11 protein-coding genes are annotated in these 14,358 nt (G+C 69.3%); 5 read left to right on the top strand and 6 right to left on the bottom strand.

Annotated features, from left to right (window positions below; translation table 11 throughout):
- Positions 1-191: 191 nt before the first annotated feature.
- Together NVU01S_RS36340 and NVU01S_RS36335 are read left to right on the top strand one after the other, a co-directional pair.
- Positions 192-1,460: an acetoin utilization protein AcuC gene (locus NVU01S_RS36340; protein WP_043681050.1), complete on the top strand. Its 1,269-nt coding sequence runs from the start codon at positions 192-194 to the stop codon at positions 1,458-1,460.
- A complete protein-coding gene (locus tag NVU01S_RS36335; protein WP_043681053.1) occupies positions 1,453-4,125 on the top strand; it encodes a bifunctional acetate--CoA ligase family protein/GNAT family N-acetyltransferase in 2,673 nt (890 codons plus the stop codon). The genes NVU01S_RS36340 and NVU01S_RS36335 overlap by 8 nt, the downstream gene beginning before the upstream one ends.
- Before the next feature lie 421 nt (positions 4,126-4,546).
- On the opposite strand, the gene NVU01S_RS36330 is transcribed toward NVU01S_RS36335, so the two are convergent.
- Positions 4,547-5,152 carry a TetR/AcrR family transcriptional regulator gene (locus tag NVU01S_RS36330; protein WP_043679542.1) on the bottom strand — a complete coding sequence of 202 codons (606 nt, stop codon included), beginning with the start codon at positions 5,150-5,152 and terminating at the stop codon, positions 4,547-4,549.
- Positions 5,153-5,276: 124 nt separating this feature from the next.
- On the opposite strand from NVU01S_RS36330, the gene NVU01S_RS36325 reads away from it, so the two are divergent.
- Positions 5,277-6,296: a glycoside hydrolase family 113 protein gene (locus tag NVU01S_RS36325; RefSeq protein ID WP_043679539.1), complete on the top strand. Its 1,020-nt coding sequence runs from the start codon at positions 5,277-5,279 to the stop codon at positions 6,294-6,296.
- 180 nt (positions 6,297-6,476) lie between these two features.
- On the opposite strand, the gene NVU01S_RS36320 is transcribed toward NVU01S_RS36325, so the two are convergent.
- The 3 genes from NVU01S_RS36320 to NVU01S_RS36310 form a co-directional block, all read right to left on the bottom strand.
- A complete protein-coding gene (locus NVU01S_RS36320) occupies positions 6,477-7,445 on the bottom strand; it encodes a sigma-70 family RNA polymerase sigma factor (protein WP_014986732.1) in 969 nt (322 codons plus the stop codon).
- Positions 7,446-7,637: 192 nt separating this feature from the next.
- Complete coding sequence (locus NVU01S_RS36315) at positions 7,638-9,158, bottom strand: DUF7782 domain-containing protein (protein WP_052281240.1); 1,521 nt, start codon at positions 9,156-9,158, stop codon at positions 7,638-7,640.
- Between the two features lie 278 nt (positions 9,159-9,436).
- The gene (locus tag NVU01S_RS36310; RefSeq protein WP_043679536.1) at positions 9,437-10,183 is read right to left on the bottom strand and encodes a VOC family protein; all 747 of its coding nucleotides are present in this window, start codon (positions 10,181-10,183) and stop codon (positions 9,437-9,439) included.
- Positions 10,184-10,333: 150 nt separating this feature from the next.
- Here NVU01S_RS36310 and NVU01S_RS36305 point away from each other — a divergent pair, with 150 nt between their 5' ends.
- Positions 10,334-11,632: an MFS transporter gene (locus tag NVU01S_RS36305; RefSeq protein WP_175068940.1), complete on the top strand. Its 1,299-nt coding sequence runs from the start codon at positions 10,334-10,336 to the stop codon at positions 11,630-11,632.
- A 177-nt stretch (positions 11,633-11,809) separates the two neighbouring features.
- Here NVU01S_RS36305 and NVU01S_RS36300 read toward each other — a convergent pair whose 3' ends face one another.
- Positions 11,810-12,163 (bottom strand): DUF3099 domain-containing protein, encoded by a 354-nt coding sequence (locus tag NVU01S_RS36300; RefSeq protein ID WP_029903614.1) that lies wholly within the window; start codon positions 12,161-12,163, stop codon positions 11,810-11,812.
- Positions 12,164-12,358: 195 nt separating this feature from the next.
- On the opposite strand from NVU01S_RS36300, the gene NVU01S_RS36295 reads away from it, so the two are divergent.
- Positions 12,359-12,604, top strand: a complete 246-nt coding sequence (locus NVU01S_RS36295) for a DUF3039 domain-containing protein (RefSeq protein WP_086006299.1) — start codon at positions 12,359-12,361, stop codon at positions 12,602-12,604.
- 615 nt (positions 12,605-13,219) lie between these two features.
- Here the strand turns inward: NVU01S_RS36295 and NVU01S_RS36290 are convergent.
- Positions 13,220-14,353: a YihY/virulence factor BrkB family protein gene (locus tag NVU01S_RS36290; protein ID WP_043679533.1), complete on the bottom strand. Its 1,134-nt coding sequence runs from the start codon at positions 14,351-14,353 to the stop codon at positions 13,220-13,222.
- Between the last annotated feature and the right edge of the window lie 5 nt (positions 14,354-14,358).

Genomic DNA, 14,358 nt, shown 5'->3' with positions numbered 1-14,358 from the left:
CCCTTCGTCGGCACGAATTCTACCTACGCACAGCGACACGACCGTGCGCCGGATGGTGTCGCGCCGCATCGGACGCGGCATTGCGGAATTCCGGTCGGCGCACGGCGAGCCGCCGTTATCGCACTTGCTTGTATTTCTACTGCATAGCAACGTTCAACGGGGTCGGTACCTTCCCGCGTAGCGTGGCGACCATGGCCACTGCACCGCGCAGCGAACACCCGGCGCCACCCGGCGCAGAGCGCAGCACCGGAACCGTCGTCTGGACCGACCGGTTCCTCGACTACACCTGGACTCCGGAGCATCCGATGAAACCGGCGCGTCTGAAGTTCACCATGGCGCTCGCCGAAAGTCTCGGATTACTCGACGGTGTCGAACTATTGGCGCCGGCCGCGGCCGAGCGCGCCGACCTGCTGCGCATCCACACCCCGGGCTATATCGACGCGGTGGAGCACGCCGTAGCGCCCGAAGGCGCCCCGCTCGCGCCGCCGTACGGCCTGGGGTCGCCGGACAATCCGGTGTTCCCCGGCATGCATCAGGCCGCGTCGGTGATCGTCGGTGGCACGCTGGCCGCGGCGCGGGCCATCGCGGAGGGGCGGAGCAACCGGGCGGTGAGCATCGGCGGTGGCATGCATCACGCGATGGCCGACTCGGCGGCGGGGTTCTGTGTCTACAACGATGCGGCCGTGGCCATCTCCTGGCTGCTCGACCACGGCTTCGATCGCATCGCCTATCTCGACGTCGACGTGCACCACGGCGACGGCGTGCAGCGCGCGTTCTACGGCGACCCGCGGGTGCTGACCATCTCGTTGCACCAGCATCCGGCGACGCTGTGGCCGAACACCGGGTGGCCGGAGGAGACCGGGGCCGGTGCCGGGGAAGGCTCCTCGATCAATCTGCCGTTGCTGCCCGGCACCCGAGATGCCCAGTGGCTGCGCGGTTTCCACGCGGTGGTGCCCGGCGCGGTGGCGGCGTTCCGGCCGCAGATCGTGGTGAGTCAGTGCGGCGTGGACACCCATCGCGATGATCCGCTGGCCGATCTCGAGCTCACGGTGGACGGCCAGCGCGCCGCCTTCCGCGCGATGCGTGATCTGGCCGACCACCACGCCGAAGGGCGCTGGCTCGCGGTCGGGGGCGGCGGCTACGGACTGGTCCGGGTGGTGCCGCGCGCCTGGACACATCTGCTGGCCACGGCGCTGGACCGGACCATCGCGCCGGAGACCGCGATTCCCCAGGACTGGATCGATCTGGTCCGGGCCGTGGCGCCGCAGGCGGATCCGCCGCGCACCATGGGTGACGGTGGCGACATCGACTACCGCCCGTGGGATGGCCCCGGCGGGACGGGGGAGACTGGGGACGCGCGCCTCGACCGCGCCCAACGCGCCGTCGACACGGCCGTGCTTGCCACCCGCCGAGCGAGTTTCGGACTGCTCGGCCTGGATCCGGAGGACCCTCGTGACTGACCCCGCCGACACACCGGACACCCCGGCGGTCCCGCCTCCGCCACCGCAGCACTGGTTCGCCGACGTCCTCGCCTCCGACGGCGGGGTGGTGCGGCTGCGGCCGATCACGCCCGACGACGCGGAGCGGTTGCAGGAATTCCACGGCGCGCTCTCCGATCGCACCCGGTATCTGCGATATTTCGGTCCGTACCCGCGGATTTCGCCGAAAGACCTCTACCGCACCACCCACGTCGACTATCACGACAGGGTCGGCCTGGTGCTGGTGCTCGGCACGGCGATCGTCGCGGTCGGCCGCTACGAGCTGCTCGACCGGGTGGGGCGGCGTGCCGCCGAGGTCGCGTTCGTGGTGGCCGACGAGCATCAGGGACGCGGGCTCGGCTCGATCCTGTTGGAGCACTTGGCCGGTGCGGCCGCCGAGAACAAGATCGAGACGTTCGTCGCCGAGGTGCTCGCCGAGAACACCACCATGGTGACGGTATTCCGTGACGCGGGCTACCAGGTCGAACGCAGCAGGGACGGTTCGGTGCTGCACCTGGAGTTCGCCATCGATCCCACCGAAGCCCTGCTGTCCGTGCGGGATTCGCGCGAGCGCGCCTCGGAGGCCCGCAGCGTCGGCAATCTGCTCACGCCGCGTTCGGTCGCGGTGATCGGCGCGACGCCCAGTGCCGGCCGGGTCGGCGGCGCGGTGTTGCACAATCTGCTGTCCGGGGTGTTCCAGGGGCCGGTGTTCCCGGTGAATCCGAATCGGCGCTCGGTGCGCGGCGTGCGCGCCTACGCGACAGTGCGGGAGATCCCGGACGAGGTGGATCTCGCGGTGGTCGCGGTGCCGCCCGGCGAGATCGCCTCGGTGCTCGACGACTGCATGGCCAAGCGGGTCAAGGGACTCGTCGTGCTCACCGCCGGCTTCGATGAGACCGGCGTGGGCGGCGGTACCGCCGAACGCGAATTGGTCGCCGCGGCAAGGGGACACGGCATGCGGGTGGTCGGGCCGAGCGCGCTCGGCATCGCCAACACCGATGCCGCGGTGGCACTGAACGCGACCCTGGCGCCGGTGCTGCCCGGCCGGGGACGAATCGGGTTCTTCTGTCAATCGGGTCCGCTGGGCGCGGCCATCCTCGGTGAGGCGGCGGCCCGGAACCTGGGCCTGTCGACGTTCGTCTCGGCGGGCGACCGCGCCGACGTCTCCGGCAACGACCTGTTGCAGTACTGGGACACCGACCCGGATACCGACGTGGTGCTGCTCTACCTGGAGTCGTTCGGTAACCCGCGCAAGTTCTCCCGGATCGCGCGCCGGGTGGCCAGGACCAAGCCGATCGTCGCGGTGAGCAGCGGCAGGCACGCCGCGCAGCCGGGCGGGGACATGGATCGCTCGATCGTGCGAGACCTGTTCGCGCAGGCGGGCATCGTGCAGGTCGACTCCATTTCGGAGCTGTTCGACTGCGCCGCGCTGCTGGGCTATCAGCCGCTGCCCGGTGGCTCTCGCTTGGCGGTGGTCGGCAACAGTGCGGCGTTGAACTGGCTGGCAGTCGATGCCGCGCAGTCCGAAGGCCTGGCCGTCGGGGACCCGGTGAATTTGGGCCCGCAGGCGACGCCGGGGTCTTATCTCGACGCCACCGTCGCGGCCTTGCGGTCCGACGAGATCGATTCCGTGCTGGTGGTTTTCGCGCCGCCGGTGCCGGTGCCGATGGCCGGATTCGCCGATGCGATCCGGGCGGCGGCCGCCGCCGTGCCCGACGCAGGCAAGCCGATCCTGACGACCTTTATTGCCGAGCAAGGTATTCCGAACCTGCTCGCTGTGCGCGGGCACGGCGCCGCGGCGGTCCGTGGCTCGATTCCGAGTTATCCCGATCCGGAGCGAGCCGCGCGTGCCTTGGCCCGGGTCCGGCGTTACGCGCAATGGCGTAACCGGCCGGTGTCGCCGGTGCAGCGTCCGGATCGGATCGACACCGAGCGGGCGCGTGGGTTGGTGGCGCAGTGGATGGCCGAGGCGGGCGGCCGCAGGCTCACCGACCTGGAAACCGTCGAACTGCTGGACTGCTACGGCATTTCCGTCGTGGAGTTCCGGGAGGTGCGCAGCGCGGAGGAGGCCGTCGCGGCCGCCCAGGAACTCGGCTATCCGGTGGCGGCCAAGGCGACCGGCGAAATGTGGCGGCGGCGCCCGGATCTCACCGGTGTGCGGCTGGATCTGTGGACGCCGGAGGCGGTCCGGCAGGGTTACGCCGATCTCGCCGAGCTGTGCGGCGATCCGGTGCAGCACATTCAGAAGATGGCGACCAAGGGCGTCGGCTGCGTGCTGCGGGTGCAGGACGACCCGTCGTTCGGCTCGGTCATCGAATTCGGCCTCTCCGGCTTGATCATCGAACTCCTCGGGGACCGGGCCTACCGCGCGCTACCGCTCACCTCTGACGAAGCGACCGCACTCATAGACGCCCCGCGCGCGGCACCGCTGCTCTCCGGCACCCCCGCCAGTCCGCGCGTCGACAAGGCCGCGTTGGCCGAACTGGCCCAACGCATCTCGGCCCTCTTCGACGACCTCCCCGAAATGCGCGAACTCGCCTTCGACCCGGTCCTGGCCTCCACCAACTCCGCCGAAATCCTGTACGCCCGCGGCCGTATCGGCCCCGAACCCAGCCGCTTCGACACCGGCCCCCGCCGCCTCGGCTGACCCGCCGAGCCGCGCTGAAGCACCGACCCCCGCCGCGTCGAGCCGCGCCGCGGCACCGCGGGCCCGTCGCGTTGGCTGACTCGCCGTGCCGCGCTGGGACACCGGGCCCCGTCGCGTCGAGCCGCGCCGCGACAGCGCGGGCCCGTCGCGTTGGCTAACTCGTCGAGTCGCGCTGGGACACCGGGCCCCGCGGTGTCGAGCCGCGCTGGGACAGCGCGGGCCCGTCGCGTTGGCTAACTCGTCGAGTCGCGCTGGGACACCGGGCCCCGCGGTGTCGAGCCGCGCCGCGACAGCGCGGGCCCCGCCGCCTCGGCTGACCCGTCGAGCCGCGCCGCGACAGCGCGGCCCGTCGCGTTGGCTGACCGTCGAGTCGCGCTGGAAAACCGGGCCCGTCGCGTCGAGCCGCGGGCAGGTGCCGGGGTCAGGTCTGCGACGGGCCGCGGTGCCGGATGAGGGGGAGGAAGACTTCGTCGACGATTTCGATGAGGATGTCGTCGGGGGCGGTGGGGACGCCGCGGGTGACGAACTCGTTGCGCAGCAGGACGATTGCGACGGTGGCGACGCGAGGGTGCAGGGCCTCGGGAGCCGCTTCGCCGCGGGCGACCGCGCGGCCCAGGACAGTGAGCCAGAGCGCGGCGGTGGCGTCGCCGGATTGATCAGGCAACTGGGACAGGAGTTCGGTGGCCCCACCGGCGGCGGCCATGAGGTCGCGGAGGATGCCGCCGAGCGGGGAACTCCAGTGGCGGTTGGCGCCGCGCAGCAGGCTCAGCGCGTCTTCCCGGAGCGAACCGGTGTCGGGAGCCGGCACCGCCGTGGTCAGCTGCCGGTAGGCGGCGATGCCGAGCGCGAGCCGGTTCGGCCAGCGCCGGTACAGGGCGTTCTTGTTGGTGCCCGCGCGGACCGCAACCTTGTCCATGGTGAGTCCGGCGTATCCGGATTCGAGCAGTTCGTCCGCGGCCGCGCGCAAGAGCGCTTCCTCCAGGGCCGCACCCCGGCGCCGCATCGGCTGCTCCTGCGGCTGCCGCATCCTGTCCTCCCTCAAGCTTCGTGTATCAACACGCAGAATCGTACCCTAAACAACATACTTGCCTGCCCACCGCATCGATGTTTAAGGTACGTGTTGTACCTTAAGCATCGAAAGGGTGGTTCCCATGCGGGTCAAAGGCATCAGCTACGACACCGGATTTCTGCGTGACGGAAAGTTCTCGCGCACGCGATTCGATCCGGTGATCGTCGAGCGGGAGTTGCGCATCATCCGAGACGACCTGCACTGCAACGCGGTACGCCTGATCGGCGGCGATGCCGGACGTCTCGAACTCGCCGCGACCGTCGCGGCCGAGCTCGGCTTGATCGTGTGGTTCTCCCCGTATCCGCTGGAATCGTCCGTGGACGAGATGCTGGCGTTGTTCGCCGACTGCGCCGAACGCGCAGAGCGGATCAGACGCGGCGGTGCCGAGGTGGTCTTCGTCACCGGCGCCGAATTGAGTCTCATGGCACCGGGTTTCCTGCCCGGCGACACGGTCGAGGAACGTCTGGCCGCGTTGCTGCGACCGGAGGGGCGAGCCGAACGGCTGCGCGCGGCAGGCGAGGCCGTCAACGAGGTGCTCGGCAAGGCGGTCGCACTGGTTCGAGAGCGGTTCGAAGGCCCGGTCACCTATGCGTCGATCCAGTTCGAGCGCATTGATTGGACCCTGTTCGACATCGTCTCGGTGGATCTCTACCGCTCGGCGGAGGTCGCAGATCGGTTCCAGGATGGTGTGCGCGCGCTGGTGGAGTGCGGAAAACCGGTCGCCATCACCGAATTCGGCTCCGCCACCTACCGTGGCGCGGGGGATCGCGGTGCGCAGGGCTTGGACATCGTCGAGTACGACTCACAAGGCCCGGTCCGCTTGAACGGCGACTACGAACGCGACGAAGCGGGCCAAGCCGCGTACCTCGACGAACTACTGGAGGTTTTCGACGCCGAGGGCGTAGCCGCCACGTTCGTCTTCGTCTTCGCCCTCTACGACCACGTGCATCGCCCCGGCGGCGATCCCCGCGACGACCTGGACTTGGCCAGTTACGGCATCGTCAAGACCTTCGAATCCGGTGGTGGACCCACCTATCCGGATCTGCCGTGGGAACCGAAAGCCGCATTCGCCACGCTCGCAACGTTTTACGCCGCGTCCTGACCGGATCGGCGGGCCCGCACGGAGTGGAGTTCGCGCCGACCGGCTCGCGCGAACTCCCGGAGGGGGCGGGGATGCGCGGCACCGGCCGGCGCTGGAAGGTGACCCCGAGGGTCACCTGGTCGGACGACGGTACGCGCCGTCGTCGGGTGCCGAAACCTGTTCGGCACCAGGCATATCGGGTCAGCTGGCGTAGGCACGGAGGCGGTCGGCCCGCTCGCCCTTGCGCAGCTTGGACATGACCTCACGCTCGATCTGGCGGACCCGCTCGCGGGACAACCCGAACAGCTTGCCGATCTGGTCGAGGGTGCGCGGCTGGCCGTCGTCGAGTCCGAAGCGCAGGCGGATGACCTGCTGTTCGCGCTCGTCGAGGGTGGCCAGGACGCTGCGCACGTCGTGGTGCAGCAGGCCGGCGATCACCGCGGACTCGGCCGAGGTGGCCTCGGAGTCTTCGATGAAGTCGCCGAGCGGGGCCTCTTCGTCGTTGCCGACCGGCATGTCCAGGCTTACCGGGTCGCGGCTGTGGTCGAGCAGATCGGAGATCTTGTCGACCGGGATGCCGGACTCGTTGGCCAGTTCCGCGTCGGTGGCTTCGCGACCGAGCTGCTGGTGCAGTTCACGCTTGATCCTGGCCAGCTTGTTCACCTGTTCGACCAGGTGGACAGGCAGCCGGATGGTGCGGCTCTGATCGGCCATGCCGCGGGTAATGGCCTGGCGGATCCACCAGGTGGCGTAGGTGGAGAACTTGAAGCCCTTGGCGTAGTCGAACTTCTCCATGGCGCGGATCAGGCCCAGGTTGCCTTCCTGGATCAGGTCGAGCAGCGGCATGCCGCGGCCGGTGTAGCGCTTGGCGAGCGAGACCACGAGGCGGAGGTTGGCTTCCAGCAGATGCGACCGGGCGGCCTGGCCTTCGCGAACGATGAGGGCCAGATCGCGCTTGCGGGTGGCCGACAGTCGTTTGCCGGTCTCCAGCAGGTGCTGGGCATAGAGGCCCGCCTCGATACGCTTGGCCAGCTCGACCTCGTCGGCAGCCGTGAGCAGTGCGGTGCGGCCGATCCCGTTCAGGTACACGCGTACCAAGTCGGCTGCGGGGCTCTGGGCGTCGAGGTCCTGATCGCTGGTGCGCACACGAGTGGTGGCGGGGCTTGTCATGACTTGCCTCCTGTCGGTGGTGTCTCACTCCGAACAACGGACCCGACAGGGAGAAAGTTCCCCGTCTCGGCTGAGATAAACCGCTCTGACGTGCGGTTTTCATCACTCTCGTCTGAGAAGTTCCTGAGAAGCACGCCGTTGTGGAACTGTCGCTGTCCGATGCCTGCACCGACCTACCCGCGATTGCTGTCTTTACACCGGCCGTACCAGTCCGTGGCGAACCAGTCCGGCCACCACGGACAGTGCCTCGGCCGCGAACTCCGAGGTCACGTCGTCAGCTCCGTGGGCAACCGCCAGCAGTTCGATCAGCTCGTACAACGGCAGGCCGTCGGCACGCATTCCCGCGAGCAGGGAGATGGTTGTCTCATCCACCTCGTGCTGCCAGCGCGGGCCGTCGCCGCGATGCACCCGCGCCACCCGCGGCGTCCAGCCCTCGGGGCCGGGCAGCGCGACGCGCTCCAGCGCCGTCGCCGGGTCCACCACGAATCGTGAAGTCCAGGCCAGGTTTTCGTCACCCGCGACCGCCCGCAGCCAGGCCGACCGCTCGAAGTACTGCGTCACCTCGTCGCCGAGCGGATCCTCGAAACCGTGCGTCAGGTCTTCGGCGAGCAGTTCGGTCGGTCCGTCGATGGCGCGCAGATAGACGAAGCCGAACCCGATGCCCTCCACCTGCGCCGCGGTGAACGCGTCGAGCCACTGATCGGCGCGCGCCTGCGCGGCGGTGTCGCGCGGGTCCAGACCTGCGTCGCGCAACCAGGTGCCGACATAGAGGGCGGGATCGGCGACGTCGCGCTGCACGACCCAGGCATCGATGCCGTGCGCGGGCAGCCAGGACGAGACGCGGTGACGCCAGTCCTCACCCTCGACATGCACCCATGCCGCGAGCATCGCGGCCGTGCCGCCCGGGTTCAGCAGATCGGCGGCCTGACCGATCACCAGCTCGCTCGCACCGTCGAGCGCCAATCCGGAATCCCGGTAGGTGTGCTCGATCCTGGCCGGGCCGACGACGAACGGCGGATTCGCCACCACCTGATCGAAGCGGCGTCCCGCGACCGGCTCGAACCAGGAGCCTTCGACCAGTTCCAGATCCAGGCCGTTGAGCGCGGCGGTGGCTGCGGCGAGCCAGAGCGCGCGCGGATTCACGTCAGTCGCGGTCACCCGGTCGGCATAGGACGTCGCGTGGACGGCCTGCACCCCACAGCCGGTGCCCAGGTCCAGCACGGAACCGACAGGCCGGGTCGGGGTGGCGCGCAACAGCGACAGGGAGGCGTGGCCGACGCCGAGCACGTGGTCCTCGCTCAGCGTGCGCTTGCGCATCGAATCGTCGAGATCGGACAGGATCCACCGGGTGCCCGCGCCCGCGTCGAGCGGACGGAGGTCCAGCACGGCCAGCACGGTGTCTCCGGCCCGGCGCAGCAGGCCCGCCGCGATCGCGCGATCGATGTCCACGGGCGCCAGGGCCGCGGCCACGTCGCGTTCCGGCATCGGGTCGCCGAGCAGCAGCAGCCGGATCAGCGTGCCGAGCTCGCCCGCGTCGCGGGCCGCGCGGCGCACCGGTACCGGTTCGGAACGGCCCAGCGCCGCGTGCGCGTCCTCGCCCAGCACCTCGAGCAGCGTGTCGGCGTCGTAGCGGACGCGGGTCAGCGCCGTCCGCAGGTCCGGGCACAGCGCGGTGAGCAGGGATTCGGTGGTGGTCGATCGGTTCGTGGGCACCTCGGTACTCTGCCACCGCGCCGGCGCCGAACCGGTGAGGTGGTCGCAATGTCGAACTCGCGCACACGTCCGCTGTGCCGATACGCACGCCGGAAGCATGCGAGATGGGTTCTCGCACCCGTTCTGTGCTTTCGCACTCGTTGTGGCTTGCCACAGAGCGTGCGAAGTGTCGGAAGGGGTGCGAGAGGTCACGACGGGGCGGGGACGGCGCGACGAGTGGGACGTGGCCGTGGTTGGCTTGCGCTCCGGTGTCGGGAGCTGAGGGGGCGGCCGGGTGGTTAAAGGAGGCCGGTGGTCGGGTTGCGGGCGGTGACGCAGTAGGTGGCGTCCGCCGGATCCGCCATCACGATCCAGTGGTCGTAGCGCTGCACGATGGTCGCGCCGAGGGATTCGTGCCAGGTGGCGGTGGCCTCGATGTCGTTGGACGCGAGGTCTATGTGTGCGCTGGTGGTGCGGTCTTCGCCGAGGCGTTGCAGCAGCAACTGCACCGGCAGGTGCTGTTCGGCGCGCAGCCGGGCGAACTCCGCCAGTCGACCTTGCTGAAAGGTCCAGCCGGTCAACGACTTCCAGAACTCGGTCTCGACCGCGTGATCGGCGGGGCCGATGTCGAGGCATACCTGATCGAGACGGCTGAGGGTGCCGTCGGGGGCGGTCACCGCGGGCGCGGGGGTGCTGGTGGCGCGACCGCTCGGGGTCAGGCAGAAGGTCTGGCCGCCGGGGGAGCGCAGCACCGCGTAGTCGGGGTGGTTCGCGACCAGATCCGCGCCGAGATCGAGCGCGGTGCGCACCGCGGTGGGAATGTGATCGACATCGAAGTCGAGGTGTACGCCGCCGAGTCCGGTCACCGCCTGCATCTTCACGCCCGCGGCGGCGAAGAGCGCGGGATCGGGTAGCAGCGTGAGGAATTCGTCGTGCTCGCCGCGGCGGGCGGAGAGTTCGGTACCGGTGACCGTGGACCAGAACTTGGCGCAGTCGTCGAAACGCTGTGCGGGGCGGTCGAGGAAGGCCCAGACCCACCGAATCATGTTCTCTCCTGTCTTGTTCCCCGGGACACATTAGGGAAAGCGGCACCCACTGTCGAGGACATTGGCGTGTCGTCGGAAGTGGCACGATATTGGTGTTTTGTGGCTTCCCGGCCACTCGTTGCCCGGGCAGAATTCCGGCACGCTCAGCGGATGACCGAACTCCAGACGCCGCCGACCGCTTCGATCCAGCGCCGGCGGCTACACCCGGCCTGGGTGGTCGCGGGGGTCGGGTTCGTGACGTTGATCGGTGCGGCGGCGTTCCGCTCCGTACCCAGCGTGCTGCTGGATCCGCTGCACGCGGAGTTCGGGTGGTCGCACGGCACCATCGGTGCGGCCGTGTCGTTGAATCTGCTGCTCTACGGGCTGATTTCGCCGTTCGCGGCGGCGCTGATGGACCGATTCGGCATCCGCAAGGTGGTGGCGTGCGCGCTGGTCCTCATCGCTCTGGGCAGCGGGCTCACCGTGTTCATGACCGAGGCGTGGCATCTGATGCTCACCTGGGGTCTGCTCGTGGGCATCGGGGTCGGATCGATGTCGATGCCGTTCGTCGCCACCATCACCGGGCGCTGGTTCGTGCGGCAGCGCGGCCTGGTCACCGGGGTGCTCACCGCGGCGGGCGCGACCGGTCAGCTGGTGTTCCTGCCGCTCGTGTCAGCCCTGGCGCACGCGCACGGCTGGCGGGTGCCGTCGCTGATCGTCGCCGGGGCCGCGCTGGCCGTAGTGCCGCTGGTGCTCTTGTTCATCCGAGACTTCCCGAGCGATGTCGGGGTCACCGCGTACGGCGCGGAAGAAGGCAGCGTCGTCGGTTTGAGCACGCCGGCGAGTGCGGGGGCGTGGCGGGCGCTCACCGTGCTCGGCGCGATCGCGCGGCGGCCTGGATTCTGGTTGCTGGCCGGGGGATTCGCGGTTTGCGGCGCGTCGACCAACGGACTCGTCGGCACCCACTTCGTCAGCGCGGCCCACGATCACGGCATGCCGCCGACGGCCGCCGCGAGCCTGCTCGCCGTCGTCGGGGTGTTCGATGTGGCGGGCACCATCTTCTCCGGCTGGCTGACCGACCGGGTCGACCCGCGCTATCTGCTGGTCGGCTACTACGTGCTGCGGGGCGCGTCGCTGCTGATCCTGCCGTCGCTGCTCGGTCCGCACACCCAGCCCAGCCTGTGGGTGTTCATCATCTTCTACGGATTGGATTGGGTCGCAACTGTTCCGCCGACGGTGCTGCTCTGCCGCGAACTGTTCGGCGCCGACGGGCCCGTCGCCTTCGGCTGGGTTTTCGCCTCCCACCAGATCGGCTCCGCGATCGCCGCCACCGGCGCCGGCGTGATCCGCGACCTCCACGGAAACTACGACCTCGCCTGGTACCTGGCCGGTGCCCTCTGCGCCGCCGCCGCAGTGATGTCCGCCTTCGTCAACCACCGCCCGAGCGAAGCGGTCGCTGTCCCCGCGTGAGAGGGATGCGGCGGTGACTCTCACGTGGTCGGCGATCGGCGCTGATGGTGCGGTGGCGGTCCCGGGGAGGTCGGGCGGTCGGTGCCGGCGGAGCGCGGCCGCGGCTGGGTCGACGCAGGCGGGCTCCAGTTTCGTAACGGGCTTCCGCGGGCGAGAGCGGGGCCGAGATGCCTGAGGTCAGCCGTCGATGGCGTTGTGCGGGCGTGATTCGATGGCGGTGCGGGGGCGGTCCCAGCGGCTCGGTTCGTCCTTGCGGCGCGGCGGGCGGTCGTTGGCGATGAGGACGGCGATCCAGGGCAGCGGGATGGACACCGCGATGACCAGGATCGCGAGCAGTGCGCTGTGGAACGAGCTGTAGACGATCGCGGCGATCACCAGGCAGGGGATACGGAACGCCATGATGATCGTGTAGCGGCGCACCCGGGCGCGGTGCTGATCCTCGAGCGACGGCTGCGCCTCGGTGATCAGGACGGGATGTTTGTCGTCGCTGCCGGGGAAGTACCCGGCTTTGCGCGGAGAAACGGAGGGCATCGTGACCTCGGGGCCGGAGCCGTCGAGGTCGTCGGCGTCGGAGGAGTCGCCGTGCTGCTGCATGCCGTCGAGTCTTCCACTGTCCGGGCTCGACCGCACACACAGTGGTCAGCCCGGCGGAATGGGACACGCCGGATCTGGCGGGTGTCGCCGACGTCCATGTCCTCTTGGGCAGCGAAGTTGTCATGCGGCATCATGGAGTGCGTGAGTAGTGACACGATGGTTCGCCCGGATTCGACCACCGACGAGTCGACGAGCGACGACACCCCGAAGTTCTTCCACTACGTGAAGAAGGACAAGATCGCGGAGAGCGCCGTCATGGGCACCCATGTCGTCGCCCTGTGCGGCGAGGTCTTCCCGGTGACGCGCTCGCCCAAGCCCGGCTCCCCGGTCTGCCCGGACTGCAAGAAGGTCTACGACGGCCTGAAAAAGGGCGACTGACCCCTGCCGTCCCCCCACCTCGGCCGACGCACCCCGTCGGCCGTCGAGTGCTCCCGCGACGCTCTTGGTCACCTGATCACCAGGTAATCCTGGCGGCATCGCCCGAGAGCCCACCGCCACCATTACCTGGTGAACGCATGTCCAGCTTCTTTGGCCTGGATCCACCGTGACTTTGGGCCTTGCCTCGGCTGCCCAACGCGCCCGCGCGGCAAGCGCGCACACCGTTTCCCTGCTGTATCGCCGCACGACCCGCAGCGCGCGATTCGTCGTCCCCCTGCGCGAGTTGGGCTGCGCCCGCAAATATCGCCCCACGCGCGATGGTCCCACGTGCGAGTTCGTCCTCCCACGTGTGAGCCGCTGTCCTCGTCGAACGCGCCCGCGACGCCGTGGTTCGTGTGCGAACCCCGTCCAGCACGCCCCTCGTGGGCCCCGCGCTCCTTGTGGCCTCTTTCGGTGGTTACGACTGGTTGCTGTATGTGGTTGTCTCGCAGGCTCCTGCGCTGGTCGTACTCGCAAGACGGAGACGTGTGCATCGCCCGGGCCATGCGTCGACGATGGGTCCGGCTGCGCCTTGACGAGTGGGCCAACGTAACCGGAGTCGCTTGACCCTGCGCGCTAGGCGGTTTTTGGTTCGACGGGGTTGGGGTCTTCGGGTGGGGGCGTGCTCGACTTCTGGTCGGGGGTGGTGGGATTCGGGGGGTCGGGGGCGGGAGTTTCTTCTTCGGTGTCGCCGTTGAGTTGGTTGGCGATCCATTCCTTGACCTGTTCCATGCGGGTGGCGCGGGCGGGCCAGAATTCTTGGACGGCGGCGTTGAATTCGGCGCCGAGGATCACCGCGAAGCCGAGGAAGTAGGTGAACAGGAGGAAGGCGATGGGGGTGGCGAGCGCGCCGTAGGTGACGCCGGTGTCGGTGACCCAGGACAGGTAGCGTCGCAGTCCTTCGCTCGCGGCCATGAAGAACACGCCGGCCACCAGCGCCCCGTTGAACAGTCGATGCCAGGGCAGCGAGGTGTGCAACGCCAGTTTGTACAGGGTGGTCAGGCCGACGATCAGCAGCAGCCCGACGCCGGGATAGTAGAAGAAGTCCAGCAGTCGCAGCCCGGTCGCCCGCCACGCGGCGGGCAGCACCCGTCCGATCAGGGTCGGTCCCAGCGCGACCAGCGGCAGAATGAACACCGACGCCACCAGGAACAACACGTACAGCAGCAGCGCGAAGATGCGCTGCCACACCGGATGTCGCGCGTCCTGCTGATCGTGCGCCTCGACGATCGAGTCGACGAAGGTCGCCATCGCGGAGGACCCGGCCCACAGCGACAGCACGAAACCGACCGACACCACCGCACCGCGTCCACGCCCCAGCACATCCTGCACGGTGGGCTCGATGAGGTCGGAGACCACGGTGGAACTGAACAGGTCACGGCTGAACGAGATGATCTTGGATTCGACGATCTGCACGGTGTCCGGCCCGAACCATCCGCCGACGTAGCCGAGGCTGCCGAGCACGCCGAGCAGCAGCGGCGCCAGCGAGAGCGTCTGCCAGAACGCCGCGGCCGCGGACTTGGCGAAGATCGAGTCGTCCCACGCCTTCACCGCGACCCGCACGATGAGCCGGGTGGTCTGCCTGCGTGCCCGCCGCGCGCCGAGGATCAGGCGCTGCGACCAGGTCAGCTTTCGCGCAGCAAATCCACCACTGAGCGACGGTAGGTCGGTGCGCAGCGGGTCGCTCGGCAGGGCCTTCTTCTCGGACATCGTGC

The sequence above is a fragment of the Nocardia vulneris genome, assembly GCF_001613425.1.
GTDB classification, from domain to species: Bacteria; Actinomycetota; Actinomycetes; order Mycobacteriales; family Mycobacteriaceae; genus Nocardia; species Nocardia vulneris.
This window is presented reverse-complemented; position numbering and strand designations above follow the sequence as displayed.

Bases quoted from the DNA above. Each gene is read 5' to 3' on its own strand.
- NVU01S_RS36330 (WP_043679542.1), bottom strand. From the start codon at position 5,152: ATGCGGCAGCCGCAGGAGCAGCCGATGCGGCGCCGGGGTGCGGCCCTG.
- NVU01S_RS36300 (WP_029903614.1), bottom strand. From the start codon at position 12,163: ATGCCCTCCGTTTCTCCGCGCAAAGCCGGGTACTTCCCCGGCAGCGAC.
- NVU01S_RS36290 (WP_043679533.1), bottom strand. From the start codon at position 14,353: ATGTCCGAGAAGAAGGCCCTGCCGAGCGACCCGCTGCGCACCGACCTA.
- NVU01S_RS36320 (WP_014986732.1), bottom strand. From the start codon at position 7,445: ATGACAAGCCCCGCCACCACTCGTGTGCGCACCAGCGATCAGGACCTC.
- NVU01S_RS36325 (WP_043679539.1), top strand. From the start codon at position 5,277: ATGCGGGTCAAAGGCATCAGCTACGACACCGGATTTCTGCGTGACGGA.
- NVU01S_RS36305 (WP_175068940.1), top strand. From the start codon at position 10,334: ATGACCGAACTCCAGACGCCGCCGACCGCTTCGATCCAGCGCCGGCGG.
- NVU01S_RS36310 (WP_043679536.1), bottom strand. From the start codon at position 10,183: ATGATTCGGTGGGTCTGGGCCTTCCTCGACCGCCCCGCACAGCGTTTC.
- NVU01S_RS36295 (WP_086006299.1), top strand. From the start codon at position 12,359: ATGGAGTGCGTGAGTAGTGACACGATGGTTCGCCCGGATTCGACCACC.
- NVU01S_RS36340 (WP_043681050.1), top strand. From the start codon at position 192: ATGGCCACTGCACCGCGCAGCGAACACCCGGCGCCACCCGGCGCAGAG.